Origin of the sequence: Pseudomonas sp. JDS08PS003 (genome assembly GCF_045013505.1) — a bacterium.
Lineage (GTDB): Bacteria > Pseudomonadota > Gammaproteobacteria > Pseudomonadales > Pseudomonadaceae > Aquipseudomonas > Aquipseudomonas protegens_B.
This window is the reverse complement of sequence record NZ_CP120724.1, coordinates 982288-1007794: the sequence shown is the minus strand read 5'-3', so window position 1 is coordinate 1007794 and position 25507 is coordinate 982288. Positions and strand designations below refer to the sequence as shown.

The window sequence follows — 25507 nt, the reverse complement described above, 5'->3', positions numbered from 1 at the left end:
ATGATGTCATGGAGTGCTGAACCGCCCTGGTTTAGTAGACGCATTCGAGTGACTGCATTTGGCTGACTCCGTTGAAAAAGTCGCCCATGGTTCCTGCAGAAGAAAATTATGCGTCCGAAGTCGAACTCTTTACTTCGGCAGAGGCTTCCGAACTCAGAATTCAGTTAGTCGTTTGCAAAAAAAGCGTTTTAACCGGTCACTATTCAATCCGTTTAGGCAGCCCGATTCTCAACAGAGTCTGCCGAATGCTGCTTGCTGCGAAATGCGGCAGCCGACCTCAAGCGAACGCTATATATGTAATCAAAATGTAGTGCGCCTTCCCTCCTCCATTTCGACCGCAGGTCAGTCCTGCCCCCCCTCCTCCCTCTTGTGCTTACGATAACGGGAGAGCGAAATTCCCGTTTGGCGCTTGAAGTAGCGACACAAGTAAGACGCGTCGACGAAGTTCAATTCGTCGGCCACACGGCCAATAGCCAAGTCACTGTATGAAAGAAGAGCCTTGATCTCCAAGGTTACCTGCCGATCGATCAGGCCCTTGGGAGTGTCATTGAAAAACGCTTTGGTCAACTGCGACAGGTAGAACGGCGTGATATTCAGTGCGTCGGCGTAGAACTTCACATCTCTGTGGCGCACACAATGTTTGCCTATCAATTCCCAGAAGCGCCAACTGAGCATTTCCTTCCGGCTGAATCCCCTGTTTTCTATCTGGTTGGCTGGAAGTTGCTCGGCTATTTTCAAAAAGAGGTTCTGCAGCTGATTGCGCAACATGATGCGTTGGTAGGTGGGACAGGTCTGCGCAATGTTCCGCATCTGTGTCACCCAGCTCTCTATCAGCGGCATGTCGTCCTTGGATGGAACGCAATGAGGATGGTCATGCAGAAATACGAACAAGGTATTGGGCAGTGGGTAGGCAACCTCTGCGGCAAAACTTTTCGGCATAAGGCAGAAAAACACCTTGAAGCGGCGCGAGCGACGTTTGAGCAAGGCAATAGTGTCCTCAGCCAGCAGCATCACAGCACCGCGCCTAACCGCATGTTCTTTGAAGTTAAGTGTGAAGTGGGCACTACCGCAGAGGCATACCAGTAGCGTCAAGTAAGCGTGACCGAAGGAGAGCGGTAAACCTTGCCCTTCCGCTAGCGTGGTTTCTCCCATCCGCATCGAGTCGTCAGGAGCGGAAAGTTTCGGAATGTGATGCATAGTGACCCAGCGCTACAACAAACAAGAGCCAAAATCCTATCACCGCTTGGCGCAGCTGTTTCGAAAAGTACCGAAAAAGCCGAGGTACTGGCGTGTACCGCTGATCTGTCTCTCAATACTCTGTCCCGAACGAACCAATCCATTCGGGTACAGGACATGACACTTGAAACAGAACGACTCTTGCTTCGCCCCTGGCAGGCCACAGACGCCGCCGATCTATACGAATATGCCAAAGACGCCCGAGTCGGTCCCATCGCTGGCTGGCCCCCCCATACCAGTGTGGAGAACAGTGCCGACATCATCCGTACGGTCTTCAATCACCCCGAGGTGTACGCGGTCGAACTGAAGGAAAATCGCCGTGCTGTCGGTTGTGTGGGCATTCTCATAGGCAGCAACAGCAATTTTGAAATCAGTGAGCAGGAAGGTGAAATCGCCTACTGGATCGGTGTGCCGTACTGGGGCAAAGGCCTGACTCCGGAAGCCGTGCGTGAGGTGATGCGACACGCCTTTGAAAACCTGAATCTCAAAGCACTTTGGTGTGGTTACTTCGCCAACAACATCCAGTCCTATGCTGCTCAATCCAAGTGTGGCTTTCGCTTTCATCACACGGAAGAAAACAAATACAACCAGTTCCTCCAAGACTATCGGACAGAACACATTAGCCGTATCACCTACCAAGAATGGCTGGACCATACGAAAGAGTAAGGACACAAACCAAAGGTACCGGTGTACGGCGGCCACAACCGACGGACGCAGTCTGGTGACGACGTAAACCGCACGAACGCCGCAGAGGAGTTCAAACCTTACTTGGAACTGCACGGAGAGCTAACCGGAATCCCCCGCCGCCCCAGCACTGCCGCGAACTGCAACAGCTAGAGTGCGAAGCCTGCCGCAGGACAGCGCCGCACTTTTCGCCGCGCTGCTGGCGAAGGCGCAGGAGGAACTGAATGTCCGTGAAAGTTAATTGAGCCTTATCAACACCCCAGTTCAGGAGACTTATGAAAATCTCACTTACCCAAGTAACGCAAAAAAACTATGAAGCGATTTGTGAACTGGAGGTCACTGAAGAGCAGGAAGACTACGTGGCAAGTAATACCTGGTCGCTCGTTGAGGCTGCGTACAACCCAGGTTACTTCACACGCGCCATAATCGCGGATGGAGAGCCTGTAGGCTTCTTTATGTGGGTACAAGAGTCAAAAGGCAAAGTTTCTATCTGGCGCTTTATGGTGGACAAAGAACATCAGCGAAAATCCATCGGTAGAGTAGCGCTGGGCCTCGCCCTACATGAAATAAAACAGATCGCAGATTTGAAAGAAATTGAAATTTGCTACAACCCCAACAACATCGTAGCTAAAGGGTTTTACTCCAGTTTCGGGTTTGTCGAGGTTGGTATGGATGCAGACGGCGAAGATATGCTGGCGAGGATCAGGATTTGAACTGCACCAAATACAATCCGGGCTTTGCACAACAGTTCTAATTACCTTCAACTCCAACCGCCTATGACTCAGGAGGGCGCAGAGGATGATCAGGGGCTTCAGCGCTCCGACATCACCACCATCACTTCCGCATCCTCCTCCCCTTCCGCCAGGTAGATATGGCCGACGCTGCTGTTGAAGTACGCCGTCTCCTGCGATCCGATGCTCACGGCCTCTCCGGTCTCGAACTGAATCCGCACCCGCCCCGACAGCACCAGGGCGAATTCCTGCCCGGGGTGGCGGATGTAATCCTCGAACTGCTGCAGCTCGCGGGCAAAGATTCGCGCATACATGGGGGTCATGCTGCGTCCGGGGAAGTCGCCGGCCATGGGGTGGTAGTCGTAGTTGCCGGTGCTGTAGCCGGGGGCGTCGGCGATGGTGGTGCTGACCACGGTCGGTTGCACCTGGGCGCTGCGGGTCTGGGTCAGGTTCGGCGCGGGGGTGAACAGCTGGGCGATGTCGACGCCCAGGGCGCGGGCCGCGGCGGCGAGTTTTTCGTAGCTGACCGAGACTTGGGCCAGCTCCATTTTCGACAAGGTCGACAGCGCGACGCCGGAGCGTTCCGAGAGCTGCTTGAGGGTCAGCTTCTGGTTTTTGCGTATGGTCCGCAGGCGTGCGCCGACCTGGGTTCGGTCGATCAGTGGATGGGCGTGGGAGCTCGAGGCGGGCTGGGCTCGGTCGGAACTCATTGGGGCTCTCTGTCAGGCAAATAAGGGCAACCGCGACGCTGGCCGGGGCACGTGGCGAAATATTAACCCATGACTCCGGGTTGACTGGAAAATTCTCATATCTTACATTTCTCGTATGTGAGAATTTTAACCCCTGTCATTTTCCAGCGATTCAGGAACCCCGGCATGCACGCGAACCAATGCTTCGACTTCGTCATCATCGGCGCCGGTATTGCCGGTGCTTCCCTGGCCTATCGGCTGGCCGGGCAGGCCAGCGTGCTGGTGCTGGAGCGTGAATCGCAGCCGGGCTACCACTCCACCGGGCGCTCGGCGGCGATGTTCATGGAGGCCTATGGCACCCCGCAGATCCAGGCCCTGACCCGCGCCAGCCGGGCTTTCTACCAGCGGCCGCCGCAGGGTTTCTGCGAACACCCGCTGATGGAACCCCGTGGCTGCCTGTACGTCGCCAGCGAGGAACAGCTGGACCAATTGCAGCAGACCTACGATGAAACCCGCGCCCGTTCCGCCAATGTGCGCCTGATCACGGCCGAGCAGGCCCGGGCCCTGGTGCCCTGCCTGCGCCCCGACGCCGTCGCCGGGGCGATGCTGGAAACCGCCGCCCAGGACCTGGACGTGCACGCCCTGCACCAGGGCTTCCTGCGGGCCATGCGCCGGGCCGGTGGGCAGCTGGAGTGCGACATACAGATCGTCGAAGCCAGCCGCGAAGACCGCCACTGGAACCTCACACTCAGCGATGGCCGTTCCCTGCAGGCGCGCAATCTGGTGAACGCTGCCGGTGCCTGGGTCGATGAGGTGGCCCAGCTGTGCGGCGTGGCCCCCATCGGCCTGCAGCCCTGCCGGCGCAGCGCCTTCACTTTCGACGGCCCGCTGGATGAAGATTTCAGCCGCTGGCCGGCGGTGATCGGCATCGACGAAAGCTTCTACTTCAAGCCCGACGCCGGCCAGTTGCTCGGCTCCCCGGCCAATGCCGACCCAGTGCCGCCTCAGGACGTGATGCCCGAAGAGCTGGACATCGCCACCGGCATCTACCACATCGAGAACGTCACCTCCCTGAGCATCCGCCGCCCGCGCCACAGCTGGGCCGGCCTGCGTTCCTTCGTCGCCGACGGCGATCTGGTGGTGGGCTGGGATGACAGTTGCGAAGGCTTTTTCTGGCTCGCCGCCCAGGGCGGCTACGGCATCCAGTCGGCGGCCGGCGTCTCGCAACTGGCCTGCGCCCTGCTGCTGGGGCAACCGGTCCCCGAAGAACTGCTGAGCCAGGGCGTCGATGCCCAGGCCCTGGCCCCCGCTCGCTTGCGTTAACCCACCCAGCCCACGAGGCCCTTGCCATGTCCAATGACATCCAGCGTTACCCCAGCCACCTGCCCTACCCCTTCTCCCGGGCGATCCGCGTCGGCGGCTTTCTGTTCCTCTCCGGCCAGGTGCCGATGAGCGCCGAAGGCGAAGTGGTGCACGGCGACATCCGCGTGCAAACCGAGGCCGCCATGGCGCGCATCGGCGAAACCCTGGCCGCGTGCGGCGCCAGCTTCGACCAAGTCGTGAAGAGCACCGTCTGGCTCACCGACATGCAGCACTTCGCCGGCTTCAACGAGGTCTACCAGCGTCACTTCAAGAACGGTTTCCCGGTGCGCTCCACCGTCAGCGCCCAACTGGCGCTGGGGGTCGATGTCGAGATCGAAGTCCAGGCCTGGGTCGGCGAAAGCTGAGTCACCCGCCCCAGCCCTCAAGTGCGATGCCCAGGACCGCCACGCCAATAGATGACGCGGCCGTCCACCCCACATAACAACAACAAATCGAGGCTAATCGTCATGAAAGAAAGTCTGAAGATCGCCGGCGCCTTCGTCGGTGTGATTGTCGGCGCGGGGTTCGCCTCCGGTCGTGAACTGCTGTTGATGTTCGTCGACTTCGGCGTCTGGGGGCTGGCAGGTGCGGTGGTCAGCGCCGCGCTGTTCACCTTCCTCGGCATGGCCCTGGCCAGCATGGGCAGCCGCCTGCGGGCGGCGTCGCACAAGGACGTGGTGCAGGCCCTGTGCGGCAAACACCTGGGCGCCCTGGTGGACCTGATGATTACCTTCTTCATGTTCGCCGTGACCGTGGTGATGCTGGCCGGCGGCGGTGCCCTGCTGGAACAGCAGTTCGGTATTCCGGCCATCGCCGGCAGCGTGCTGGTGACCCTGATCGTGGTCGCCATCGTGTGCCTGGACGTGCACAAGGTCATCGGCATGATCGGCGCGGTGACGCCCTTCCTGATCATCACCGCGGTCGGCGTGGCCCTGTATGGCGCCGCCACCCGTGACCTGAGCTTCGGTGAACTCAATCAACTGGCGGCCAAGCAAGAAGCCGGCGCCAGCCACTGGCTGCTGGGCGCCTTGCTCTACGTGTCCTACAACATCGTGGCCGGGGTGCCGATCCTGGCAATCATGGGCGGCGCGGCCAAGGGCGAGAAACAGGCAATGTGGGGCGGCATCCTCGGCGGCGCCCTGCTGGGCCTGCTGATGCTGGTGATGAGCCTAGGCCTGCTGTCGCGCCTGGACAGCGTGGCGGACCTGCCGATGCCCATGCTGTCGATCGCCAGCGAAGTCTCCCCGGCGCTTGGATTGCTGATGGCGCTGATCATCTTCTGCATGATCCTCAACACCGCCGTGGGCACCCTGTACTCCTTCTCTGCGCGGCTGTTTCCAGCGGGCACCCGACAGTTCCGCCTAGGTTCGATAACCGCCGGCGTCCTGGCGTTTGTCGGCAGCCTGGTGGGTTTTATCAGCCTGGTGGGGCAGGTCTATCCGTTCTTCGGCTACCTGGGGTTCCTGCTGATTGCCGCGGTGGTGATCGGCTGGCTGCGACCACGGCGGGTGGTGGTAGCGTAGGCGCCGTTCGATGGGGCAGGCACCCGGGGCGTATCCCAGGTGCCTTGAGTTCAACCCGGCACTGTAGGAGCGAGCTTGCTCGCGAAAATCCCCAGAGCGCCGCATTTCCCCAGCGAACCCGCGTTATCGTTAACGCCCATTGCGAGCAAGCTCGTTCCTACAAGGACAGGGCCCGTTCCATGATCAGCGTCAGCTCCTCGCCCTCGTAATGCTCGCGCACCCGGACAAAGCCCAGACGGGCATAAAAGCCTTCGGCGGTGACCGACGAGGGCACCACCAGCGAGGTCAAGCCCGCATCCAGCGCCGCCTGCTCGACCGCCGCCATGAGTTGCCGGCCCAGGCCATGGCCGTGGTGCGCCGGGTCGACAAACACCGAACGCACCGCGCGCCCGTCGAGGCTGGCGGTGCCCAGCAACTCGCCGTCCACCAGGGCGACAAACATCTGCCGGCGCTGCATCAGTTGGCGTACGGCATCGGTGGTGAAACTGGCCTTGACCCGCTCGATCACACTGGCGGGATAGTCCTGGGCATTACTGGTGAGCAAGGCCGCCAGGATCACCTGGCTGACCCGCGCGGCATCGGCTGCTACGGCCGGACGAACCTGACATTCCATGACCACTCCCTGGTTGTCGCGTTGATCGCAGTGGTCAAAAATACGGCCCATCCCACGCGCAGCCAAGCACTTACTGCAACTGGAACACCAGGCAGGGGTTGTCGTTGAGCCGCCCTTCGAACACCGGCAGCTGATTCTCCAGCGAGGTGTTATCCAGCAGCCCCCGGTCCTTGCGCGCGATGATCACCCAGGAGTCGTGAGGCAGCGCATCCAGGTGCCCGGGGTCGTCGCCGCTGACGAACAGCGGTTGCTCGTCGCGGTCCAGGTTCATCATGTAGCGCACCGCCCAGGTGTCCTGGCCCAGGTTGAAGAACACCAGCGGCCCGGGGCTCGCCTGGCGCAACTGCTCAACCTGGGAAACGAAGGCCTTAGTGTCGAACTGCAGATCCTTGGCCGGGTCCACCACCGCCACCAGCAGCGTCCATTGCGCCGCCAGGGCCAAGCCGCTGAGCAGCACCAGACGCCGTCCGAAACTGCCCAGGGTCTTGCGCCAGCCATACAGTGCCAGCAGCTGCAACACGGCGAAGATCGCGATCAGCAACGGCATGGACACCGGCGGCCAGTAACCGTGCTTGTGCCAGTTGTGACGCAGGACGAACAGCACCAGGATGCACACCCCCGGCAGCAACCCCACCAGCCACAGGTAGGCGCTGCGCACCTTGTCCAGCCTGCCCCGGATCATGAGCAGGCCATAGGCCGCCACCGCGGCGAACATCGGCACCATGGGCAAGATGTAATAGGCGCGTTTGAAGTGTGGCACCGACAAGCCCAGCAGGATCATCAGGCCGCAGGCGCCAAGACGCAGTACCAGGCGCAGTTGCGGGTCGGCATGGCGCCGGAACACTTGGCGGCGCAGCATCCACAACGTCACCAGGGCCAGGGGCACCACGGGGAAATAGCGGTACAGGGCCAACTGGAAGTAGAAGTAGAACGGCTCGCCACTCTCATCCAGGCGCCCGCCCACCTGCATGTGGTAGACCTGCTGCACAAAGGCCTCGCCGCCACTGACATAAGCCAGCTTCAGTAACAGCCACCAACAGGCAGCCAGCAACAGCAGGCCGCTGAAACCGTAGCCAAGCACGCGCTTGAACAAGATACGGCGCGCCTCCTGGGTACGACTCTCGCCCAGCAGCCAATAGGTGCAGACCACGCCGCAGACCTCCACCAGCCCCAAGGGCCCGCGAATGGCGAAGGCCAGCACGAACAGCGGCAGCACCATCAGTGGCCGCAGCCGCGAGCCACGCTGCTCGCCGCTGTGCAGCAGGTAGAAAGCGCCCAGGCACAGCAGCGAAACCATCTGGTCCAGACACACCGAGCGGGACTTGTCCAACAGCTGGCTGGTGAGCGCCGTGAGCAACACCGCGAGCAGTGCCCAGGTGCGCCCCGAAGGCGCCAGCAGGCGATACAGCAGCGCCAGCACCCCGGCCGAGGCCAGCGCGGTGGGCAGGATATTGGCCAGGTGATTGGGGGCGCCGAAGGCCTGGGCGAACAGGTAGCTGAAGAAGGTCGCGGTGCCCGGATAGTCTGGATACGGCTGGCCGTAAGTGGTCGGGAACAGGCTCGCGCCGTGGCGGAACATCTCCTGCAGAAACAGCGCCCAACGGCCGTCGAATCCCTGGGGCTGCTCGTCCCAGATGCCAAAGGTGAACAGCAGCAGGGCCACCAGGTAGATACCCCAGGACTCAATCCCTAAACGCGTTTCTCGAACCATCTTCGCCCCACCAGAAAGCGCCGCACCAAGGGCGCGGCATAAGGCTGAACATGTTGCGCGCGCAGCCCCTGAACGGTGCCTGAACAGGGATGAAAATCCCCATGACGCCGTTCTGCCCAGCTGACTGTTGCCGCTGTCGAGTCCGCGAGGCTGCGGTTACACGGAGCTGCGGCGCAGGGTCGTAAACCGGCGCCAGTCGAACTGCCCCACTGCCAGCGCCAGCAGGATCAAGCCCATGGATACGCCCTCCTCGACCCCGACCCGCTGCCCCAGGATCAGCACCGAACCGGCCATGCCGAACACCGGGATCAGCAGCGACAAGGGCGCCACCCGGGAAACCGGATACTCACGCAACAACAGGTTCCAGCCCCAGTAACAGAAGTGCGTTGCGGCATAGACCTGAAACATCAGGGACAAGGCCGCACTGACGGACACCTGCCCGGCCAGTTGCAGAAACGGCGCACTCCCATGGCTTATCCAGGTCAACGCCAGCAGCGGCAACGGCGCAAACAGGCTGGCCCAGACCACGAAGGCGAACACCTCCCGAACCCCGCAGCGCTTGATGATGACGTTGCCCACACTCCAGCTGAACGCGCTCACCAACAGCAAGGCGTAACCCAGACTGGTGGCGTGCCCGGGGCTGTCGCCGATGATCCGCAGCAGCCCCCACAGGGCAATGGCCGTGGCCAGAACCTGCTGCAGGCGCAGGCGCTCGCCGAACAGCAACACCCCCCAGCCCAGGGAGAAAAAGGCGCTGAACTGGATCAACAGCGAAGCGGTGCCCGGAGCCACGCCCTGATCGATCCCCAGGTTGATCAGCGCCCACATGGCTACGCCGAAAATCAGCCCATAGGCCGCTAGCCAGCCGAGCGCCACTGACGGGCGCGGCACCAGGAACACCCAGGGCAGTGCCGCCAGGGTGAAACGCAAGGCGGTGAGCAGCAACGGATCGACACTGGCCAGGCCGAGTTTGGTGATGGGGAAGTTCAGGCCCCACAAGGCCGTTACCAGCAGGGCCAGGAACAGGTGTTTTTTCTGCATGTCGCGCGGTCCAGGAAAGGCGGCCGCGAGCAAATCCCCGGCCGGGGCCGAACTATCGCCGGAGCACGACATGGCCCGCTTGCAGTATCAGGTCAACTATCAGTAAATTCGGGCCATGCACCCTATCGATATCGACCCCTACGAAAACATCCCCCGAGATGCGCTGGTCACGGCCATCGACTATGCGGACGGCCAGCACTTCGCCGAACACCAGCATCGACGCGGGCAGTTCGCCTACGCCGCCACCGGGGTAATCAGCGTCTACACCGAGCAGGGCAACTGGGTGGTGCCGCCACAGCGGGCCATTTGGGTGCCGGCCGGGGTGCCCCATGCCATGCACATGAGCGGGCCGGTGACCATGCTCAACACCTATGTGCGCCCTCAGGCCATGAAGAACCTGGGCTTGCCCGGACATTGCCAGGTGCTGGAGGTGTCGGAACTGCTGCGCCAGTTGCTGCTACGAGCCGTAGACATCCCCGCCCTCTACGCCGAGGACAGCGCGCAGGGCCAGCTCATGAACCTGCTGCTGCATGAAATCGCCGCCATGCCGGCACTGTGCCTCAACGCCCCATTGCCGTCCGAGCCGCGCCTGGCCAGGGTCTGCCGGGAAATGCTGGAGCAACCGTCACTGGAGCTGGGGATCGATGCCATGGCCGAGCGCGCCGGGATGAGCCGCCGCACCTTCACCCGCCTATTCCGGCAACACAGCGGCATCAGTTTCGTCGAATGGCGTCAGCAGGCCTGCCTGTTGGCAGCGGTGGTACGCCTGGGCCAGGGACAACCCGTCACCCGGGTTGCCACCGACCTGGGCTACAGCAGCCCAAGCGCGTTCAGCGGTGTGTTTCGCAAGGTATTGGGCGAGCCGCCCAGTCGCTACTTTGCCCAGGGCCGGGTGTGAAAGACCCGGGCCCGGCAGCTTGCCTGCCAGGCCGGGTCTGCGCGCCGCTACAGAAACACAGCAGACAACATCCCCAGCGCCCCCAGGCAAAAGCCGATCAAAGCACCGCGCCCGGGCGCCTGCTGGAACAGCGCCCAGATCACCAGCGGCTCCAGGAGCAGCAGCGATGTCACCGAGACCACGGTGATGATCCAGATATCACCCACCGCCACATAGCCGAGCCAGTAGGCCGCCAGCAGGCAGATACCGCCCAGGCACATGATCAGCACCGGCAACGCCAGTTCGGCACCCGAGGTGTTGCCGGAATGGGCCAGCCGCGCCACCACCACTTCACTGTAGATGGCGCAGAACTCGCCCAGCACCATCAGCCCTACAGCAGAAACTCCGAGTAATTCTTTGGACATGTGACAAACCCCTTCGTATTGAGAGCCCGATTTTTCAGCTCCCAGGCATTGATCGCTCCGCTGACGGAGCCTGAATCACGATGCGCAGGGGTACGGGGCAACTCGGTCATAGTCAGGAACTTGAACATGTCCATCTCCTTCTGGGTGGGTGATGCAAACCGGGCCCGTGAACTGTCGACGGGCCGCTGCCTGTATAAGGGATTTGCTCCCCCGGCGTCATCCGTCACGCGCATTCACCGCGAAAAAACCACGCAAACTCCACAATCAAAACGCCTTGCTGCCGATAGCCTGGGTCCGGTCATCCTCTGCCTGAAGCCATTGCCCCCATGCCCCAGCCGTCCAAACCTCTTCGTACCGTTCAGCCCTCTGATTGGGTCGCTACCTATTTCATCAGCGTCGCGACGCTGGCCGTGGTCCTGACGCTGTTGGTCAACCTGATCGTGCAGATCAGCAGCCGGGACCCGTGGAGCGAGCTGTCCAGCGCGCTGACTTTCAGCGTGGTGGTGCTGCTGGTGAGCGTGGTCGTGATAGGCGTCGTTGCCGCCCTGCCCTGCATCCTGTTCTTCTGGCTGGCCCAGCGTTTCACCTGGCGCCACCTGTGGATCTACCTGCTGGGTGGAGCCCTGGCGGCCCTGCCCACCATTCCCATGGTGGTGAGCCTGTCTCCCGGTTTTTTCAACCTCCCGTACGGCGTCAACATCCTTGAGCGCTATCTGCCGCTGGCGCACTTGTTCGCTGGTTGCGGGGCCTTTCTGGGAGCGATGTTCTGGTGGCTCAGCGGGCGGCACCTGCGCTGACTCCCTCCTGTAGGAGCCGGCTTGCCGGCGAAGAAAGCGCCCACGATCCCAGCCTTGTCACTCACCTCAAGAAGCGATGTCTCCCATGCCTGCAAAAACTCCAGCCCTTCGCACCGTGTACCCTGAAGACTGGTTCGCCGCCTACTTCATCGGTGTCACGGCCCTGGCCGTGGTCCTGGCCTTGCTGATCATGCTGGCAATGCTGGCCGGCGCCGGCTCGTTGAACGCAGACATCATTCTCCAGACGCTATTCGTGGGCCTGCTGACCCTGGTCGTCAGTGGCGTGCTGATCGGCATTATCACGGCCCTGCCCTGCGCCCTGTTCTTCTGGCTGGCCCAGCGTTTTGCCTGGCGCAATGTGCTGATCTACCTGTTCTGCGGGGCACTGGCGGCGATGCCGACCATTCCCGTGGTGGCAAGCCTGGCCCCCTCCAGCTTCTACACCGACCGAGACGAGGATGAACCGCTACCCGATGGTTTGCCGCGCTACCTGCCGCTGGCGCCATTGTTCGGCTGCTCGGGGGCTTTTCTGGGAGGTATCTTCTGGTGGCGCAGCGGCCGCCACCTGCGCTGATCAGCCCTCCCTGCCCCCCCTCCCGTAGGAGCCGGCTTGCCGGCGAAGAGGCCCTCCGGCCCTGCGCCAGACGTGATGAGGCCTTCGCCGGCAAGCCAGCGCCTACCAAGCCAACACCAGATCAGCGCCACCCCAGCCAGCGCCTACAAGGAGGCGCTGGGCTAGGCGTCGCGGGCCACTACCACCTTGCCCAGCAAGCCGCCCTGCTCGACGCGGGCATGGGCCCGGCGCAGGTTGTCGACGGTGAAGGGGCTCAACACCTCGCTCAAGGTGCTGCGAATCACACCCTGATCCAGCAGTTGCGCCAGCCGCTCAAGAATCCGGTGCTGCTCGATCATGTCCGGGGTCTGGAACAGGGCGCGGGTGAATACCATCTCCCAGTGCAGGGACACGCTCTTGGCCTTGAGCGGCACCGCATCGAAGAACTCATGATCGTCGATCAGTGCGATGTGGCCATGGGGCACGATGATCTCGGCCAGCTCGGCATAGTGCCGTTCGGTGTGGCTCAGGGCGGCAATGTGGGTCACCGACGGCAGGTCGAGGGCTGCCAGTTGCGCCACCAGCGAATGGGAATGGTCCAGCACCTGATGAGCCCCCAGGTCCAGGCACCACTGGCGGCTGTCCGGCCGCGAAGCCGTGGCGATGACGGTCATCCCGGTCAGCTGGCGCGCCAGCTGGATCAGCACCGAGCCCACGCCACCGGCACCGCCGACAATCAACAGCGTGCTCTGCTCAGAGAGGTCGCCGGGCACCCGGCCCAGGCGCTCGAAGAGCAATTGCCAGGCGGTCAGCGAGGTCAGTGGCATGGCCGCCGCCTGGGCGAAGGACAGGCGGTCAGCGAGGTCAGTGGCATGGCCGCCGCCTGGGCGAAGGACAGGCGGCCCGGCTTGTGCCCCACCAGGCGTTCGTCCACCCGGTGCAGCTCGGCATTGGCCCCATCACGGGTGAAGGTGCCGGCATAGAACACCGCATCCCCCGGGGCGAACAGGGTCACTGCGCTGCCCACCGCGCGGACCACGCCACTGGCGTCCCAGCCCAGGGTCCGCACGCCCTCGGGCACCGCCACCTTGCCGGCGCGGACCTTGGTATCCAGGGGGTTGACCGACACCGCTTCAACCGCCACCAGCAGGTCATGCGGTTCCAGTGGCGGCGGCTCCAGTTGCACCTCGCAGAGGGCTTGAGGATCAGACAGGTGCGAACCTTTGAGGTAGACGATGGCCTTCATTGCAACACTTCCTTGACGACGCAAAGCGCACACTTAAATCCTTCATGCCCCACTCGCACAAGTACGGTACTTTTGCGTACCAGCTACGCAAAAGGGTCGTCAGGCAATGAAGAACAAGCACTACCAGGACATTCCAGGCTGCCCGGTGGAGGTCACCCTGGACCTGATCGACGGCCGCTGGAAAGGCGTGGTCCTGCATCAATTGCTGGCCAACGAGTTCCTGCGTTTCAACGAGCTGCAGCGGCGTCTGCCGGGGATCTCACAACGCCTTTTGACCAAGCAACTGCGGGACCTGGAAGCCGCCGGCCTGGTGTCGCGTACGGTGTATGCCGAGGTGCCGCCGCGGGTGGAGTATCGCCTGACCGCAGAAGGGCAATCCCTGCAACCGGTGATCGAGGCGCTGTCGACCTGGGGTCGAGGACGCATCAGCCGCCAACAGCAAAACCACCCGAGCAGGTCCGACTGAGTCGTCAAGACCGAACCGCACCTTTTCCCCCTACTTGTTCACAATTTGTTAAGAGTTGCCTCCGTATACTTTTGCGCTTGCCCGCGGCCTTCCGGCTGCGCCCCTCGATCTGCCGGCGCAAAATTCATGTCACGACCCGCTCCGCTGTTGTTCCTGCTGGCCTGCCTGCTGTTCTTCTTCGCCCTGGGCAACCATCAACTGCAAGGTTCCACCGAAGCCCGGGTCGCCGGGATCGCCATGGAAATGCACCTGGATGATGACTGGGTGACGCCGCGCCTGTTCGGCACGCCGTTCCTGGAAAAGCCGCCCCTGAGCCTGTGGCTCGACGCCGGCGCCATCCGCGCCTTCGGCGGCACGCCCTTGGCGGTGCGCCTGGCCTCGGCCTTTGCCGGGCTGTTCAGCGTGATGCTGCTGTACGCCATGCTGCGTCGCTTCGGCCGGCCAGCCACTTTGGCCGCAGTGGCCGGGCTGATGCTGGCGACCATGGCCAGTTACTGGAGCAACGTGCGCGGCGTGGGTGAAGATGCCCTGCTCAGCCTGGGAGTGACCCTGGCCCTGCTGGCGTTTTTCCAGGCCCATCGACGTCAGGCCGCGCAGCAACCAGCGCTGCTGGCCTGGCTGGCGTTCGCCGTCGGCATCGCCATCGCCACCCTGAGCAAGGGCGTGCTGGGCCTGGCCATGCCGGGGGTGGTGATCTTCGCCTACCTGCTGGCCGACAGCCTGATCGACAAGCGCTTCACCTTCAGCCACTGGCTGCGCCCCGGGTTGCTGACCCTGCTGGGGCTGGTGCCCCTGCTGATCTGGCTGTACCTGCTCTACCAGCGCGGCGGCCTGCAGGCCCTGGGGGAAGTGCTGTGGACCAACAGCGTCGGGCGCTTCGGCGGCTCCTTTGAAGAGGCCGGGCACTACGAGCCGTTCTATTACTACCTGGCCAAGCTGCCCCAGGCCTTCCTGCCGTGGAACATCCTGGTCTACCTGGGGCTGTGGCACTTCCGTAAAACCCTGGTGCAGAACCGCTACCTGCTGTTTTTCAGCCTCTGGTTGCTGGCGCAGTTCACCCTGCTGTGCCTGGCGTCGAGCAAGCGCACGGTGTACCTGATGTCCCTGACTCCGGCCGCGGCGGTACTGGCGGCGGAATATGGCGCGGTGCTCTACCAACGCCTGGCCCAACGAGCCCCGGGCACGGGTTTCTGGAGTGCCGTGGGGCGCCAGCGCAAGGGCTTGCTGATAGCGCTCATGGCCCTGGTGATCGGCGGCTATCTGGCCAACGCGCAGTGGGCCGCGCCCAAGGCCGATCGCAAACTGTCGTTCGTCCCGGTGACCGAGCAGATCATGGCCTTGCAGGCCAGCGGTCATCAGCTGGCGCTGTATCAGGCCAACGAACGCATCGCCGGGGCCAGCGTGTTCTACACCCGACGCCTGCTCAAGGACCTGCAGACCGAGGCGCAGCTAAAGGCCTTTCTCAGCGAGTCGCCGCAGCACATGGCGGTACTCGGTGGCGCCGAGGCGCCCAAGCCGCCGTTGCAGATCCAGCAGACCATCATGGTCGGTCGCCAGGCCTACTACTTCGTCAACCTGGCGCCCGCTGGCTGAAGCGCAAAAAAACGGCACCTGAATCAGGTGCCGTTTGCCCATCCCCTCCGCCCATACCCCTTGAACCCTTTCCCGCTGATACCCGCCTGCCGCCCTTGAAACCATGACTCCTGCCCAACGACGGGCATTCCCCCCAAAGGAGTCAGTCATGACCATCACCGTTACCACCTCCACCATGGATCAGGCCGTTGCCCAGAAGCGTTTCGACGATGCCTGCCACTACCTGCGCCAATCCGACCTGGCCAACTTCCTCCTCGACGAGCTGATCGCCGTCAAAGAAGAACTGACCGTGGAAGTCACCAACTCGGCGGCGGCGGACAAGACCGACCGCTGGATTCCACCGGCAACCAGCTCCACCACTTCCGCCGGCCGCGTGGTGTGGAACCTCAAGTCCCAGGTGTACGCCATCGAGAAGAAATACAAACAGCCGGATCTGAGCAACTTCCAGAAATTCCTGGCGCTGTTCGCCAGTGATCGGGTCGAGCGCCTGTCCCCGGCCCTGGTGCTGATGCATGAACTGGGGCACGCCTGCCAGTTCCTCACCAACAAGGCCGAGTTCCGCAAACAACTGGCGGACAAAAATATCCTTGAAGTGGAAAACATCAACGTCAACGCCATCGAGAACACCGTGGCCAAGGAGCTGACAGCGAAAAACAACAAGGAAGGCCTGCGTTGGGACTACCTCGACGCCCGCTGAGCCTTGCCCCCCGGCGATAGCTTGTCGCCGGGATCTTCCCTGTGTTCGTGTCGGGCCCTTGCGGCCTGGAAAAGGAGTTGCCCCATGTTGATTCTGCGTTCACTGATCATCGGACTGAGCCTGTTGGCCGGCGCCGCCCACGCCCTGGACACCACCAGCACCCCAGCCGAAACCCTGAAGGCCTACGCCGCGACCCTGAGCACCACCGCCGGCAGCAGCCAATGGCAACAGCTGTGGAAGCGCGCCCGGGACCAGGGCGTTTTCGATACGGCGGGAGAACAACCGCGCTTCACCATCACCCAGGACAAACTGCCGGACATGGCTCGCAGCACCTTGATCAATGCCAGCAGCGTGACCCCGCAGAACACCACTCAGGCGCAGTACCGCTATGAGTTTTCCAACCCCATCGGCCAGGCCAAGGGCAAGTCCCTCAAGGCGCTGTGCCTGCTGGTGGATTGGCGCTCGCTGCCCACCGGTACACGGCCCGACGACAGCAGCTACATGGGCAGCGCAAGCCTGCTGCAAATCATCCCCTGCCTCTGAAACCGGCAAGCCGCCCAGGCCGGTAGCCTGGGCGGCAACGGATCATGAACCGAGCTGCGAGCTCAGCAGATCGGCCTCCTTGTGCCGGCGGGTGCCGTAGCTGTCGCCAAAGTTACGCAGGTTGGCCAGGGCACTGGACCAGTCGCGGGCCACCACCTGGGCCCAGAAGTTCGGCGTGCGGCTGGCCAGGTCGCCGTACTGAAAGGCCACCGAGGCGATCACGGTCTGCATCGGTGCCGGCAGTTGGGCGAAATCCACCCCGCTGGCCTTGGTGTAGCTCGCCGCCAGACGATCGACGAAGGGCGCCTTGTACGCCTCGTCGATCAGTTCGGCCTCGTCGCTGCCGATGGTCAAGGGCTGGTCATCGAGAAACGCCTTGGCCTTGGGCCCCGTCAGGCCCAGATAGGGCGTCAAGCGCCGCACCAGATCCGCCGGCAGATTGAGCGCCTGCAGATCCTTCACCCCACGCTGCCCCAGATCGAAGCCGGTGCCCACCGTGACGCCACTCTTGCTCTTGTCCGGATTGGGCACATAACCGCGGGTAATGCCAGCTCCCTCCAGAGCGGCGATAAAACTGAAATCAATCGCATAGCGTGACATGGGGATTTCCTCCTCCAGTTGAAGAAAATCCAGTGCATCACCAGCGACCGATACAACGTCAGAATGTAATAGTTCCCTTTAATAGGGGGGAAATTTCCCACTGAACAGAGGACGACACACCTCCTTAGGATCGAACCAGCTGTATCCATAATTCCAAGGAGGTACCAAATGGACGTGAAAGACCTCAGCCTTATCGATATTCGCCAGCTACCCCATTCGCTCCAGGCCCTCATCGACTGCATCGGCCTGGAAAACGCCTACCGCCTGACGCGTGAATACGGCGGCCGTCCTAAGTACATCCCCAAGCACGCCGAACGCACTTCGCTGGCGCTGATCCTGCCTCCCGATGCCCTCAACGCCCTGATCGAACGCTTCGCCGGATTGGCCCTGGAGATCCCCAAGGCCGACCACTTCTGCCGGCAGATCCGCAACCAGCACATCCAGCTGGAAAGCCTGGGAGGCATCTCCCGCAGCGTCCTGGCGGACAAGTACGGCCTGAGCCTGCGGCAAATCGGCAACATCCGCCGCCTGGAAGCCAACACTCACCGGTAATCGATTCCCGCTGAATCGGCGGCGTTGGCTTGCTTAAGGTGCAAGGGCGCAACTCGCGCATAAACGATAAGGAGATTGACCATGCCAGATATCGACAAGGGCTTGATCGGCGGCGTGATTGCCGCCCTGCCCCTGGACAAGATGATCACCGGTCCGCTGATGGCAATGATCCAGGCGCAGGTCGCCGCGAGCAAAGCCTATGCGGACTTCCTCATGGGTGTGTGTATCCAGAACGGCCAGGCGGTATCGGTGCAGTTCGACTACGACGAAACCCTGGTGGATGACCAGGGCGTCTACAAGGGTACGGTGAAGAAATCGATGCGCATCCCGCTGCTGGCGGCCATCAGTCACCCCAACATCACCATTGAGGAAGGCTCCATCGAGTTCGAGCTGACCATCAGCCAGATGGCTGAAGACACCAGTTCCACCGAAGCCTCCGGCAGTTTCGAGGCGAAGATGGGCTGGGGCCCGTTCAGTGTTTCGGTCAAGGGCGCGGCGAGCCACAAATCCACGCAGACCCGCAAGACCGACACCCGGGCACGCTACGCCATCAGCACCAAGATCATCCGCCAGGACCCACCGGAAGCCCTGATGCGAGTCATCGACTTCCTCACCGACGCCGCCACCAAACCGGTGATGCTGCCGAGTGCCACCGCCACCGACACCGACAAGCTGCCCACCGCCAACGCGCTGAAAATGCCCGATGCACCGGCGGAAAAAAGCGGCGCCAATCCCTGACAGCCACGCTTGACCCAGCCACCCGCCCCGCCGCCACGGCGGGGCACTTCAGCCATCGAACAAGGAGCATGATCCATGGCGTTTTTTTCCCGTCGCAAGGAGCCCATGTCCGCCAGCGACCTGAGCCACATCACCCGTGGCATGCACCAGGCCGCCGCCGCGACCCACAACCTGATCGCCCAGCAATACATCAAGTTGTTCGACCAGTTCTTCGACTACAACGTCAACGACCTGGGTACGCCGATGAAGGCCAAGATGGTCGAGGTGGCGCTCAACGAACAGCACATCATCAACGTCCCCTTGATTGCCCTGGTCTCGCCCAAGGGCCTGGCCCTGCACAAGATGACCGTCGACCTGTCGGTGCGCATGCAGGGCACCGAACTGCAGAAAGCCAGCCACGACCTGGAGAATGGCGAGCTGCAGAGCGAGAAGTTTTTCGTCACCTTCGGCAGCGGCAAGCGCGAAGGCCAGGAGCGCGACCCGGACGAAGTACAGATCAGCATGGAGTTTCGCGACTGCGAGCCGCCAGAAGCGATCCAGCGCCTGATCGAAGAGTTCACCAACCTGATCAGTCCGCAGCGGATCAATGAAAGTCCTGCGCCCGGCACGCTGCCCCCCGCGACAACCCCGCCCGCCGATCCGGACCTGATGGCCCCCTGAGCCCGATTGCCGGCCTCGCCCGGCTGACCGCGACGGCCGGCTCCCCGGGGCCGTCAGGGCTTGAGGTTTACCGAACGCCAGTCACTGGCCTCGATCATCCCGAGCATTTTCGGCGCCCCGTTGAGGGTATCGGTGGACACGAACAGCGAGGCGCCGTAACCCAGGGTCGGGGTCGACAGTTGCAGTTGTTTCTCCAGTTCGTCCATGCACTCACTGTGGGTCACCAGCACCAGATTGCGGCCGGCTACCTTATGCGCCAGCACGTCGCGCAGCATGCTGTTCTTGCAGTTGTACAGCCAGCCGTCACCACTGCTGACCTTGCTGAACATATAGCCGGCCGTCTGCGCGGTACGGGTCGAAGGGCTGTTATAGATGTCGGTGCGTTCCAGGCCCAACTGCTCGAAGCGCGCGCCAATGCTCACCGCCACCTCCCGCGCTCGATCGGTAATGCCGTCCGCCGGGCCGAGGCAGGCGGCACTGGAACGATCGCAACGCTCCACATGACGCACCAGGACGATCATGTCGCCCTTGGCCCAACTGCTGGTCAAGGCCTTGATCCCGGCCACATTGCCATGGGCCAGGTCGGGCACCGCCGCCGGCTTGAACAGGTACAGACTCAAGGGGAGCAGCAGCAAACCGCCCAGCAGCAGCGCCAGTGTGTTCTTGTAACGAACCAGGGAACGCCATAAAGGCGGACGCTTGGCCACCGCCAGCACGAGTCTTGTAGCCACAGTCCTGCCGCCCCTTTGAGGATGATCCGAGGTGTTGAGCAGCACGTAGCGAGGCTACAGAACCCGGATGACAATTGAGCGCTGCCGGTCACTCTGGCAGCAACCGGACCGACTCTAGGGTGGGCGGCGTGGGGGAGCGGTGAAATCAATGTGAAAAAAAGCTCAACGGACTGGCGGTTCATCCCGCAAAATAACCGTCCATCGCCTAAAACATTGTCTTGGGACAATGCCGACGAAATCGTTTCAGCTATGGCACATCCCGCCGATACACCCCCTACAAAACACCTTGCTGGTCACCAACAACAACAATCTTCCAGCCAACTCAAGATCAAGAAGAGCTACGTTCCTGGAGGAATTCAATGAGCAGTTGGTTTGCCAACATCAGCGTCAACCTTAAGCTGGGCCTGGGCTTCGGCCTGGTCCTGGCCCTCACCAGCGTCCTGGCACTGACCGGCTGGACCAGCCTGGGCAGCCTGATCGACCGCAGTAACTGGATGAGCGATATCACCCAGCTCAACAGCGGCCTGACCAAGCTGCGGGTCACCCGCCTGCAGTACATGCTGGCCAACGGCGACGAAACCGCCGCCCAGGGCGTGCAGAACACCCTGGACGATTTCAGCGCCCAGCAGAAAAAACTCCTGACCTCGTTCCAGAGCCCGGAAAACATCAAGCTCCTGCAAGGCCTGGGCGCGACCATCAGCGCCTATCAGGACTCGCTGAACAAGATGCGCAACGCCTACCGCACTGGCGACGCTGCGCGCCTGGCGATGAACCAGAACGCCGAACGCGCCAATGACTTGATCAACGGCATCAACACCTGGGTCAAGCAACTGCCCCTGAGCGACGAGCGCTTCGAACAATTCCAGGCCATCACCCAGGCCAAGGAAGCCTTCCAGCTGGCCCGCTATGAAGTGCGCGGCTACGTCACCACCAACAACCCGGACACCGAACAGAAAGCCGTCACCCAGCTCAACGCGGCGATTGCCGAAATGGATCAGCTCAAGAGCCATTTCAGCATCACCCAGCGTGATGCCCTGCAACAGCTGGAAACGGCCCTGAGCGGCTACCGCAGCTCGCTGCAGGCCTTCAAGGTCGCCTTCACCGACGCCGTGCAGGCGCGCAAGGAAATGACCGACCAGGGCGCCGACATCGTCAGCCGCAGCGACGCCCTGTACCAGATCCAGCTGGAGCGCCGCGACATCGAAAGCGCCCAGGCCCGCAGCCTGCAATTGATCAGCACCCTGCTGGCCCTGCTGGTCGGCGTACTGGCTGCCGTCATCATCACCCGGCAGATTACCCGTCCACTGCAGGAAACCCTGGCCGTGGTCGAGCGCATCGCTTCCGGCGACCTCACCGAGAACCTGCGAGTGACCCGCCGCGACGAACTGGGCGTGCTGCAGCAAGGCATCGTGCGCATGGGCGTGACCCTGCGCGAACTGATCGGTGGCATCCGCGACGGCGTGACCCAGATCGCCAGCGCCGCGGAGGAACTGTCCGCCGTGACCGAAGAAACCAGCGCCGGGGTCAACAGCCAGAAAGTCGAGACCGACCAGGTGGCCACCGCCATGCACGAGATGACCGCCACCGTGCAGGAAGTCGCGCGCAACGCCGAAGAAGCCTCCCAGGCCGCGGCCGCCGCCGACGGTGAAGCCCGCGAAGGCGACAAAGTGGTGGCCCAGGCCATCGAGCAGATCGAGCGCCTGGCCAGTGAAGTGGTGCGCTCCACCGACGCCATGACCGTGCTGCAACAGGAAAGCGACAAGATCGGCAGCGTCATGGACGTGATCAAGGCCGTGGCCGAACAGACCAACTTGCTGGCACTGAACGCCGCCATTGAAGCCGCCCGTGCCGGTGAAGCCGGTCGTGGTTTTGCCGTGGTCGCCGACGAAGTGCGGGCTCTGGCCCAGCGCACCCAGAAGTCCACCGAAGAGATCGAGGAACTGGTGGCCGGCCTGCAGAACGGCACTCAGCAAGTGGCCACGGTGATGAACAACAGCCGCAGCCTCACCGACAGCAGCGTCGAGCTGACCCGCAAGGCCGGCGCCTCGCTGGAAAGCATCACCCGCACCGTGTCCAACATCCAATCGATGAACCAGCAGATCGCCGCCGCTGCCGAGCAACAGAGCGCCGTGGCCGAAGAGATCAGCCGCAGCATCATCAACGTGCGCGACGTGTCCGAACAGACCGCCGCCGCCAGCGACGAAACCGCCGCCTCCAGTGTTGAACTGGCGCGCCTGGGCGGCCAGTTGCAAATGATGGTCAGCCACTTCCGCGTCTGATCCCTGGCGCGCCCTTCGCCGGCAAGCCGGCTCCTACAGACCCTTGTAGGAGCCGGCTTGCCGGCGAAAGGCACCCATCCCTCGCGCCGAGCATTTACACCCATCAGGGTTTGCCCTTACCTTTCCCGGTCTGCGTCCTGCTGTCCGAAGGATCTGTCACCAGGAAACCCCAATGCCCAGCCTCGGTTTTACTTCGGTCCCGCCCTTGCTCAAATATCTGCTCTATGCGGAGCAGTTGGGTATTGCCACGGCACCGGCGCTGGCGGCGGCGGGGCTTGAGGCCGCGCAGTTGAACGACACCAGTCTGCGCCTGCCGGTGGAGGTCCATGAGCGTTTGCTCGACTACTTCTGCCAGCATTCCGGCGATCCGCTGTTCGGCCTCAATTCGGCGCGCTTCGTCAAACCCAACTCCTGGAATGTGCTGGGCTACATCACCATGAACTGCGCCACCCTGGGCGAGGCCATGGGCCGCATCATGCCGTTCGAGAAGCTGGTGGGGGACATGGGCACCAGCCGGGCCGAGGTGGCGGGCGATCAGGTGCGGCTGATCTGGAGCTGTCGTCATCGGCGCCCGGACATTCGCCGGCACCTGGTGGAAAACGTGCTCGCCTCCTGGCTGCTGTATGCGCGCTGGATCGCCGACTCGCAGCTCTCACCCAGTGCAGTGTGGTTCGAGCACTCGCTGCCGGAGTCGGCCGAGGTGGCGCAGTACGAGGCCTTGTTCGGCTGTCCGGTGCTGTTCGGGCAAGCCTGCTCGGCCCTGGTGGCGCCACTGCAATACCTGCAGTTGCCCCTGCGCCAGGCCGATGCGCGGCTGCTCAAGACCCTGGAGGATCACGCCCAGGCGATGATGGCCGCGCTGGCCGATGCGCCCCTGGCGTTGCAGGTGCAGAACGTATTGCGCCAGTTGCTCAAGGATGGCCTGCCGCGCAAGGAGCAGGTGGCGGAACAACTGCAGATGTCCGAGCGCACGCTGCAGCGCCAGCTGCAACAGGCCGGCACGTCCTACCAACAGATTCTCGATGACTTGCGCCAGGAGCTGGCCGAGCACTATCTGCGCCACAGCGAGCTGTCGATCCAAGGGATCGCCGATTGCCTGGGCTTCACCGAATCGCGTTCATTTCACCGCAGTTTCAAGAGCCGCACCGGGTTGACCCCGGGACAGTTTCGTCAGGCCGCGCTGAGCGCCGGCAAGGCCTGAGCCCGGTCAGACGCTGATGGCGTTGGTGAACACCAGCCGATTGCCGAACGGATCGCTGATGGTCATGTCCTGGCTGCCCCAGGGCATGGCCTGGATCTGCGGATGGGAAAACCGGTATTCCTTGGCCAGCAATTGCTGCTGGAAGGCTTCCAGTTCGTCGGTCTCGATCCGCAGCGCCGCGCCCGGGGTGCAATCGCCGTGATGCTCGGACAGGTGCAGCACGCACTCGCCCCGGGACACCTGCATGTACAGCGGGAAGTTGTCCTCGAAGCGGTGCTGCCAATCGAGGTTGAAGCCCAGGAAGTCCAGGTAAAACTCCCGGGCCTTGGCTTCATCGAAGATCCGCAGGATGGGGGTGGTTTTGCCAAAGCTCATTGCACGACTCCCTGACTGAAATAAGCCGACTATACAGGCGGCGATTCCCAGCACTTCGGCGCCGCGCAAGGATTCTTTAATAGCACAGCGCCATCACTGTGATGAAGATCAAAGAATCAGACTGCGGATGCGAAGCCCCGGCGCAAATCCCCCTCCCGCGGTAAGAAACGTCCCGAGCGCTGACCGTTGGCCTGGCCCTCGGCATAGCTGCGCACGCCATTGACCCAAACCCCGTCGATCCCTTCCGCCGCTTGTTGCGGGTGCTTGAAATCGGCCACGTCGCGCACCCGCGCCGGGTCGAACAGCACCAGGTCGGCCCAGTGCCCCTGGCGAATTTCGCCACGCTGGTGCAGGCCGAACCGTGCAGCCGAAAGCCCGGTCATCTTGTGCACCGCGGTGTGCAGCGGGAACAGGCCGAGGTCGCGACTGAAGTGGCCCAGCACCCGGGGAAAGGCACCCCACAACCGCGGATGGGGGAACGGGTCTTCCGGCAGGCCATCGGAGCCGATCATCGACAGTGGATGGGCGAGTATGCGTCGCACATCGTTTTCATCCATGCCGTAGTACACCGCCCCCGCCGGTTGCAGGCGCTCGGCGGCGACCCGCAGGCTGACGCCCCACTCGTCGGCAATCTCGCTCAGATCACGACCGCTCTGTTCGGGGTGCGGCGTGGACCAGGTGATGGTGATGCGATAGGCATCGGTGACCTGTTTCAGGTCCAGGGTCGAGGAACTGGCGGCGTAGGGATAGCAATCGCAGCCCACCGGATGGTCCTGGGCCGCCTGTTCCAGGGCCGCCAGCAGTTGCGGGCTGCGGCCCCAGTTGCCGGCGCCGGCGCATTTGAGGTGGGAGACGATCACCGGCGCCCGGGCCGCGCGGCCGATCAGAAAGGCTTCATCCATGGCCTCCAGCACCGGTTCGAATTCACTGCGCAGGTGAGTGGTGTACACCGCCCCGAACGCCGTCAGTTCCTGGGCCAGTTGCAGCACTTCATCGGTCTCGGCACAGAAGGCGCTGGCATAGGCCAGCCCGCTGGACAGGCCGAGGGCACCGTCCTCCAGGCTTTCGCGCAGTTGCTCGCGCATGGCCGCGATTTCGGCGGCGCTGGCGGTGCGATGCAGGTCCGAGAGGTGGTTGCTGCGCAGCGCCGTGTGGCCCACCAGGGCCGCGACGTTCACCGCCGGGCGCGCCCCATCCACCGCCGCGCGATAGTCGCGAAAGTGCGGATAGACAAACATCGAGCGCTGACCCAGCAGGTTCATCGGGTCCGGCGGATCGCCCTTGAGGCTCACCGGCGCAGCGCTGATCCCGCAGTTGCCGACGATCACTGTGGTCACGCCCTGGCTGAGCTTGGGCAGCATCTGCGGCTGGCGGATCACCACGGTGTCGTCGTGGGTGTGCACATCGATGAAGCCCGGGGCCAGGACCCGGCCGCTCGCATCGATCTCTTCCTCGGCCGTGGCGGCGGACAGCTCGCCGATGCGCTGGATGCGACCGTCGCCGATCGCCAAATCGGCGGGATAGCCCGGGCGGTCGCTGCCGTCGATGATCAGGGCATTGCGAATCAGCGTGTCATAGCGCATG

General features: G+C 62.9%; 27 protein-coding genes and 2 pseudogenes. 18 read left to right on the top strand and 11 right to left on the bottom strand.

Going from position 1 to position 25507, the window contains the following annotated elements; translation table 11 throughout:
- Window positions 1-342: 342 nt before the first annotated feature.
- Window positions 343-1197: a helix-turn-helix domain-containing protein gene (locus tag P7C00_RS04545; RefSeq protein WP_404938203.1), complete on the bottom strand. Its 855-nt coding sequence runs from the start codon at window positions 1195-1197 to the stop codon at window positions 343-345.
- A gap of 156 nt (window positions 1198-1353) precedes the next feature.
- On the opposite strand from P7C00_RS04545, the gene P7C00_RS04540 reads away from it, so the two are divergent.
- The gene (locus tag P7C00_RS04540) at window positions 1354-1902 is read left to right on the top strand and encodes a GNAT family N-acetyltransferase (protein ID WP_015634094.1); all 549 of its coding nucleotides are present in this window, start codon (window positions 1354-1356) and stop codon (window positions 1900-1902) included.
- A 293-nt stretch (window positions 1903-2195) separates the two neighbouring features.
- Window positions 2196-2633, top strand: coding sequence for a GNAT family N-acetyltransferase (locus P7C00_RS04535; RefSeq protein WP_041774060.1), 438 nt, complete (start codon window positions 2196-2198; stop codon window positions 2631-2633).
- A 98-nt stretch (window positions 2634-2731) separates the two neighbouring features.
- On the opposite strand, the gene P7C00_RS04530 is transcribed toward P7C00_RS04535, so the two are convergent.
- Window positions 2732-3361: an XRE family transcriptional regulator gene (locus P7C00_RS04530; RefSeq protein ID WP_346633683.1), complete on the bottom strand. Its 630-nt coding sequence runs from the start codon at window positions 3359-3361 to the stop codon at window positions 2732-2734.
- A 165-nt stretch (window positions 3362-3526) separates the two neighbouring features.
- Here P7C00_RS04530 and P7C00_RS04525 point away from each other — a divergent pair, with 165 nt between their 5' ends.
- The 3 genes from P7C00_RS04525 (at window position 3527) to P7C00_RS04515 (ending at window position 6225) form a co-directional block, all read left to right on the top strand.
- Window positions 3527-4663 carry an NAD(P)/FAD-dependent oxidoreductase gene (locus P7C00_RS04525; RefSeq protein WP_404938202.1) on the top strand — a complete coding sequence of 379 codons (1137 nt, stop codon included), beginning with the start codon at window positions 3527-3529 and terminating at the stop codon, window positions 4661-4663.
- Between the two features lie 26 nt (window positions 4664-4689).
- Window positions 4690-5067 carry a RidA family protein gene (locus tag P7C00_RS04520; protein WP_346633685.1) on the top strand — a complete coding sequence of 126 codons (378 nt, stop codon included), beginning with the start codon at window positions 4690-4692 and terminating at the stop codon, window positions 5065-5067.
- 102 nt (window positions 5068-5169) lie between these two features.
- Window positions 5170-6225, top strand: a complete 1056-nt coding sequence (locus P7C00_RS04515) for a hypothetical protein (RefSeq protein WP_346633686.1) — start codon at window positions 5170-5172, stop codon at window positions 6223-6225.
- Window positions 6226-6382: 157 nt separating this feature from the next.
- Here P7C00_RS04515 and P7C00_RS04510 read toward each other — a convergent pair whose 3' ends face one another.
- The 3 genes from P7C00_RS04510 to P7C00_RS04500 all read right to left on the bottom strand — a co-directional run bounded on the left by P7C00_RS04510 (window position 6383) and on the right by P7C00_RS04500 (window position 9590).
- Window positions 6383-6838 (bottom strand): GNAT family N-acetyltransferase, encoded by a 456-nt coding sequence (locus P7C00_RS04510; protein ID WP_346633687.1) that lies wholly within the window; start codon window positions 6836-6838, stop codon window positions 6383-6385.
- 70 nt (window positions 6839-6908) lie between these two features.
- The gene (locus P7C00_RS04505; protein ID WP_346633688.1) at window positions 6909-8549 is read right to left on the bottom strand and encodes a glycosyltransferase family 39 protein; all 1641 of its coding nucleotides are present in this window, start codon (window positions 8547-8549) and stop codon (window positions 6909-6911) included.
- 156 nt (window positions 8550-8705) lie between these two features.
- On the bottom strand, window positions 8706-9590 hold the full coding sequence (locus tag P7C00_RS04500) for an EamA family transporter (protein WP_404938201.1): 885 nt from the start codon (window positions 9588-9590) through the stop codon (window positions 8706-8708).
- Between the two features lie 115 nt (window positions 9591-9705).
- On the opposite strand from P7C00_RS04500, the gene P7C00_RS04495 reads away from it, so the two are divergent.
- A complete protein-coding gene (locus tag P7C00_RS04495; protein ID WP_346633690.1) occupies window positions 9706-10488 on the top strand; it encodes a helix-turn-helix transcriptional regulator in 783 nt (260 codons plus the stop codon).
- A gap of 47 nt (window positions 10489-10535) precedes the next feature.
- Here the strand turns inward: P7C00_RS04495 and P7C00_RS04490 are convergent, their stop codons facing one another.
- A complete protein-coding gene (locus tag P7C00_RS04490; protein WP_011059155.1) occupies window positions 10536-10853 on the bottom strand; it encodes a hypothetical protein in 318 nt (105 codons plus the stop codon).
- Between the two features lie 365 nt (window positions 10854-11218).
- Between P7C00_RS04490 and P7C00_RS04485 the strand changes: the two genes are divergently transcribed.
- On the top strand, window positions 11219-11689 hold the full coding sequence (locus P7C00_RS04485; RefSeq protein ID WP_346633691.1) for a hypothetical protein: 471 nt from the start codon (window positions 11219-11221) through the stop codon (window positions 11687-11689).
- Between the two features lie 85 nt (window positions 11690-11774).
- Window positions 11775-12263 (top strand): hypothetical protein, encoded by a 489-nt coding sequence (locus P7C00_RS04480; RefSeq protein ID WP_404938200.1) that lies wholly within the window; start codon window positions 11775-11777, stop codon window positions 12261-12263.
- A 161-nt stretch (window positions 12264-12424) separates the two neighbouring features.
- Here P7C00_RS04480 and P7C00_RS04475 read toward each other — a convergent pair.
- A pseudogene (locus P7C00_RS04475) lies at window positions 12425-13488 on the bottom strand (zinc-binding alcohol dehydrogenase family protein).
- A gap of 106 nt (window positions 13489-13594) precedes the next feature.
- On the opposite strand from P7C00_RS04475, the gene P7C00_RS04470 reads away from it, so the two are divergent.
- The 4 genes from P7C00_RS04470 to P7C00_RS04455 all read left to right on the top strand — a co-directional run bounded on the left by P7C00_RS04470 (window position 13595) and on the right by P7C00_RS04455 (window position 16787).
- Complete coding sequence (locus P7C00_RS04470; RefSeq protein WP_404938199.1) at window positions 13595-13954, top strand: winged helix-turn-helix transcriptional regulator; 360 nt, start codon at window positions 13595-13597, stop codon at window positions 13952-13954.
- Window positions 13955-14080: 126 nt separating this feature from the next.
- On the top strand, window positions 14081-15547 hold the full coding sequence (locus P7C00_RS04465) for an ArnT family glycosyltransferase (RefSeq protein WP_404938198.1): 1467 nt from the start codon (window positions 14081-14083) through the stop codon (window positions 15545-15547).
- 148 nt (window positions 15548-15695) lie between these two features.
- Window positions 15696-16244: a hypothetical protein gene (locus tag P7C00_RS04460; RefSeq protein WP_346633697.1), complete on the top strand. Its 549-nt coding sequence runs from the start codon at window positions 15696-15698 to the stop codon at window positions 16242-16244.
- Window positions 16245-16328: 84 nt separating this feature from the next.
- Entirely contained in the window at window positions 16329-16787 is a 459-nt protein-coding gene (locus P7C00_RS04455; RefSeq protein WP_346633698.1) for a hypothetical protein, read from the top strand.
- Window positions 16788-16829: 42 nt separating this feature from the next.
- Here the strand turns inward: P7C00_RS04455 and P7C00_RS04450 are convergent, their stop codons facing one another.
- Complete coding sequence (locus P7C00_RS04450) at window positions 16830-17387, bottom strand: pesticin C-terminus-like muramidase (RefSeq protein ID WP_346633699.1); 558 nt, start codon at window positions 17385-17387, stop codon at window positions 16830-16832.
- A gap of 168 nt (window positions 17388-17555) precedes the next feature.
- Between P7C00_RS04450 and P7C00_RS04445 the strand changes: the two genes are divergently transcribed.
- The 3 genes from P7C00_RS04445 to P7C00_RS04435 all read left to right on the top strand — a co-directional run bounded on the left by P7C00_RS04445 (window position 17556) and on the right by P7C00_RS04435 (window position 19337).
- Window positions 17556-17939: a transcriptional regulator gene (locus tag P7C00_RS04445; protein ID WP_102861053.1), complete on the top strand. Its 384-nt coding sequence runs from the start codon at window positions 17556-17558 to the stop codon at window positions 17937-17939.
- A gap of 81 nt (window positions 17940-18020) precedes the next feature.
- Complete coding sequence (locus P7C00_RS04440; protein WP_346633700.1) at window positions 18021-18677, top strand: DUF2589 domain-containing protein; 657 nt, start codon at window positions 18021-18023, stop codon at window positions 18675-18677.
- Window positions 18678-18752: 75 nt separating this feature from the next.
- Window positions 18753-19337 (top strand): DUF2589 domain-containing protein, encoded by a 585-nt coding sequence (locus P7C00_RS04435; protein ID WP_123727372.1) that lies wholly within the window; start codon window positions 18753-18755, stop codon window positions 19335-19337.
- 53 nt (window positions 19338-19390) lie between these two features.
- Here P7C00_RS04435 and P7C00_RS04430 read toward each other — a convergent pair whose 3' ends face one another.
- A complete protein-coding gene (locus P7C00_RS04430; protein ID WP_346633701.1) occupies window positions 19391-20068 on the bottom strand; it encodes a histidine phosphatase family protein in 678 nt (225 codons plus the stop codon).
- A 359-nt stretch (window positions 20069-20427) separates the two neighbouring features.
- Between P7C00_RS04430 and P7C00_RS04425 the strand changes: the two are divergent.
- The 3 genes and pseudogenes from P7C00_RS04425 to P7C00_RS04415 all read left to right on the top strand — a co-directional run.
- A pseudogene (locus P7C00_RS04425) lies at window positions 20428-21441 on the top strand (methyl-accepting chemotaxis protein); the annotation flags it as partial.
- Window positions 21442-21483: 42 nt separating this feature from the next.
- Window positions 21484-22347 (top strand): methyl-accepting chemotaxis protein, encoded by an 864-nt coding sequence (locus P7C00_RS04420; protein ID WP_372342433.1) that lies wholly within the window; start codon window positions 21484-21486, stop codon window positions 22345-22347.
- A gap of 172 nt (window positions 22348-22519) precedes the next feature.
- Window positions 22520-23548 carry an AraC family transcriptional regulator gene (locus tag P7C00_RS04415; protein WP_404938197.1) on the top strand — a complete coding sequence of 343 codons (1029 nt, stop codon included), beginning with the start codon at window positions 22520-22522 and terminating at the stop codon, window positions 23546-23548.
- A 6-nt stretch (window positions 23549-23554) separates the two neighbouring features.
- On the opposite strand, the gene P7C00_RS04410 is transcribed toward P7C00_RS04415, so the two are convergent.
- Window positions 23555-23923, bottom strand: a complete 369-nt coding sequence (locus P7C00_RS04410; protein ID WP_123727367.1) for a glyoxalase superfamily protein — start codon at window positions 23921-23923, stop codon at window positions 23555-23557.
- 116 nt (window positions 23924-24039) lie between these two features.
- On the bottom strand, window positions 24040-25506 hold the full coding sequence (locus tag P7C00_RS04405) for an amidohydrolase family protein (RefSeq protein WP_404938196.1): 1467 nt from the start codon (window positions 25504-25506) through the stop codon (window positions 24040-24042).
- Window position 25507: the final 1 nt, after the last annotated feature.

What these genes read in the sequence shown, in the direction of transcription:
- P7C00_RS04490 (WP_011059155.1), bottom strand. Translation starts at nt 10,853, where the DNA reads ATGGTGCTGGGCGAGTTCTGCGCCATCTACAGTGAAGTGGTGGTGGCG.
- P7C00_RS04410 (WP_123727367.1), bottom strand. Translation starts at nt 23,923, where the DNA reads ATGAGCTTTGGCAAAACCACCCCCATCCTGCGGATCTTCGATGAAGCC.
- P7C00_RS04525 (WP_404938202.1), top strand. Translation starts at nt 3,527, where the DNA reads ATGCACGCGAACCAATGCTTCGACTTCGTCATCATCGGCGCCGGTATT.
- P7C00_RS04450 (WP_346633699.1), bottom strand. Translation starts at nt 17,387, where the DNA reads ATGTCACGCTATGCGATTGATTTCAGTTTTATCGCCGCTCTGGAGGGA.
- P7C00_RS04470 (WP_404938199.1), top strand. Translation starts at nt 13,595, where the DNA reads ATGAAGAACAAGCACTACCAGGACATTCCAGGCTGCCCGGTGGAGGTC.
- P7C00_RS04440 (WP_346633700.1), top strand. Translation starts at nt 18,021, where the DNA reads ATGCCAGATATCGACAAGGGCTTGATCGGCGGCGTGATTGCCGCCCTG.
- P7C00_RS04510 (WP_346633687.1), bottom strand. Translation starts at nt 6,838, where the DNA reads ATGGAATGTCAGGTTCGTCCGGCCGTAGCAGCCGATGCCGCGCGGGTC.
- P7C00_RS04405 (WP_404938196.1), bottom strand. Translation starts at nt 25,506, where the DNA reads ATGCGCTATGACACGCTGATTCGCAATGCCCTGATCATCGACGGCAGC.
- P7C00_RS04540 (WP_015634094.1), top strand. Translation starts at nt 1,354, where the DNA reads ATGACACTTGAAACAGAACGACTCTTGCTTCGCCCCTGGCAGGCCACA.
- P7C00_RS04495 (WP_346633690.1), top strand. Translation starts at nt 9,706, where the DNA reads ATGCACCCTATCGATATCGACCCCTACGAAAACATCCCCCGAGATGCG.
- P7C00_RS04505 (WP_346633688.1), bottom strand. Translation starts at nt 8,549, where the DNA reads ATGGTTCGAGAAACGCGTTTAGGGATTGAGTCCTGGGGTATCTACCTG.
- P7C00_RS04415 (WP_404938197.1), top strand. Translation starts at nt 22,520, where the DNA reads ATGCCCAGCCTCGGTTTTACTTCGGTCCCGCCCTTGCTCAAATATCTG.
- P7C00_RS04420 (WP_372342433.1), top strand. Translation starts at nt 21,484, where the DNA reads ATGGGCGTGACCCTGCGCGAACTGATCGGTGGCATCCGCGACGGCGTG.
- P7C00_RS04515 (WP_346633686.1), top strand. Translation starts at nt 5,170, where the DNA reads ATGAAAGAAAGTCTGAAGATCGCCGGCGCCTTCGTCGGTGTGATTGTC.
- P7C00_RS04535 (WP_041774060.1), top strand. Translation starts at nt 2,196, where the DNA reads ATGAAAATCTCACTTACCCAAGTAACGCAAAAAAACTATGAAGCGATT.
- P7C00_RS04465 (WP_404938198.1), top strand. Translation starts at nt 14,081, where the DNA reads ATGTCACGACCCGCTCCGCTGTTGTTCCTGCTGGCCTGCCTGCTGTTC.
- P7C00_RS04455 (WP_346633698.1), top strand. Translation starts at nt 16,329, where the DNA reads ATGTTGATTCTGCGTTCACTGATCATCGGACTGAGCCTGTTGGCCGGC.
- P7C00_RS04445 (WP_102861053.1), top strand. Translation starts at nt 17,556, where the DNA reads ATGGACGTGAAAGACCTCAGCCTTATCGATATTCGCCAGCTACCCCAT.
- P7C00_RS04435 (WP_123727372.1), top strand. Translation starts at nt 18,753, where the DNA reads ATGGCGTTTTTTTCCCGTCGCAAGGAGCCCATGTCCGCCAGCGACCTG.
- P7C00_RS04545 (WP_404938203.1), bottom strand. Translation starts at nt 1,197, where the DNA reads ATGCATCACATTCCGAAACTTTCCGCTCCTGACGACTCGATGCGGATG.
- P7C00_RS04520 (WP_346633685.1), top strand. Translation starts at nt 4,690, where the DNA reads ATGTCCAATGACATCCAGCGTTACCCCAGCCACCTGCCCTACCCCTTC.
- P7C00_RS04530 (WP_346633683.1), bottom strand. Translation starts at nt 3,361, where the DNA reads ATGAGTTCCGACCGAGCCCAGCCCGCCTCGAGCTCCCACGCCCATCCA.
- P7C00_RS04480 (WP_404938200.1), top strand. Translation starts at nt 11,775, where the DNA reads ATGCCTGCAAAAACTCCAGCCCTTCGCACCGTGTACCCTGAAGACTGG.
- P7C00_RS04485 (WP_346633691.1), top strand. Translation starts at nt 11,219, where the DNA reads ATGCCCCAGCCGTCCAAACCTCTTCGTACCGTTCAGCCCTCTGATTGG.
- P7C00_RS04460 (WP_346633697.1), top strand. Translation starts at nt 15,696, where the DNA reads ATGACCATCACCGTTACCACCTCCACCATGGATCAGGCCGTTGCCCAG.
- P7C00_RS04500 (WP_404938201.1), bottom strand. Translation starts at nt 9,590, where the DNA reads ATGCAGAAAAAACACCTGTTCCTGGCCCTGCTGGTAACGGCCTTGTGG.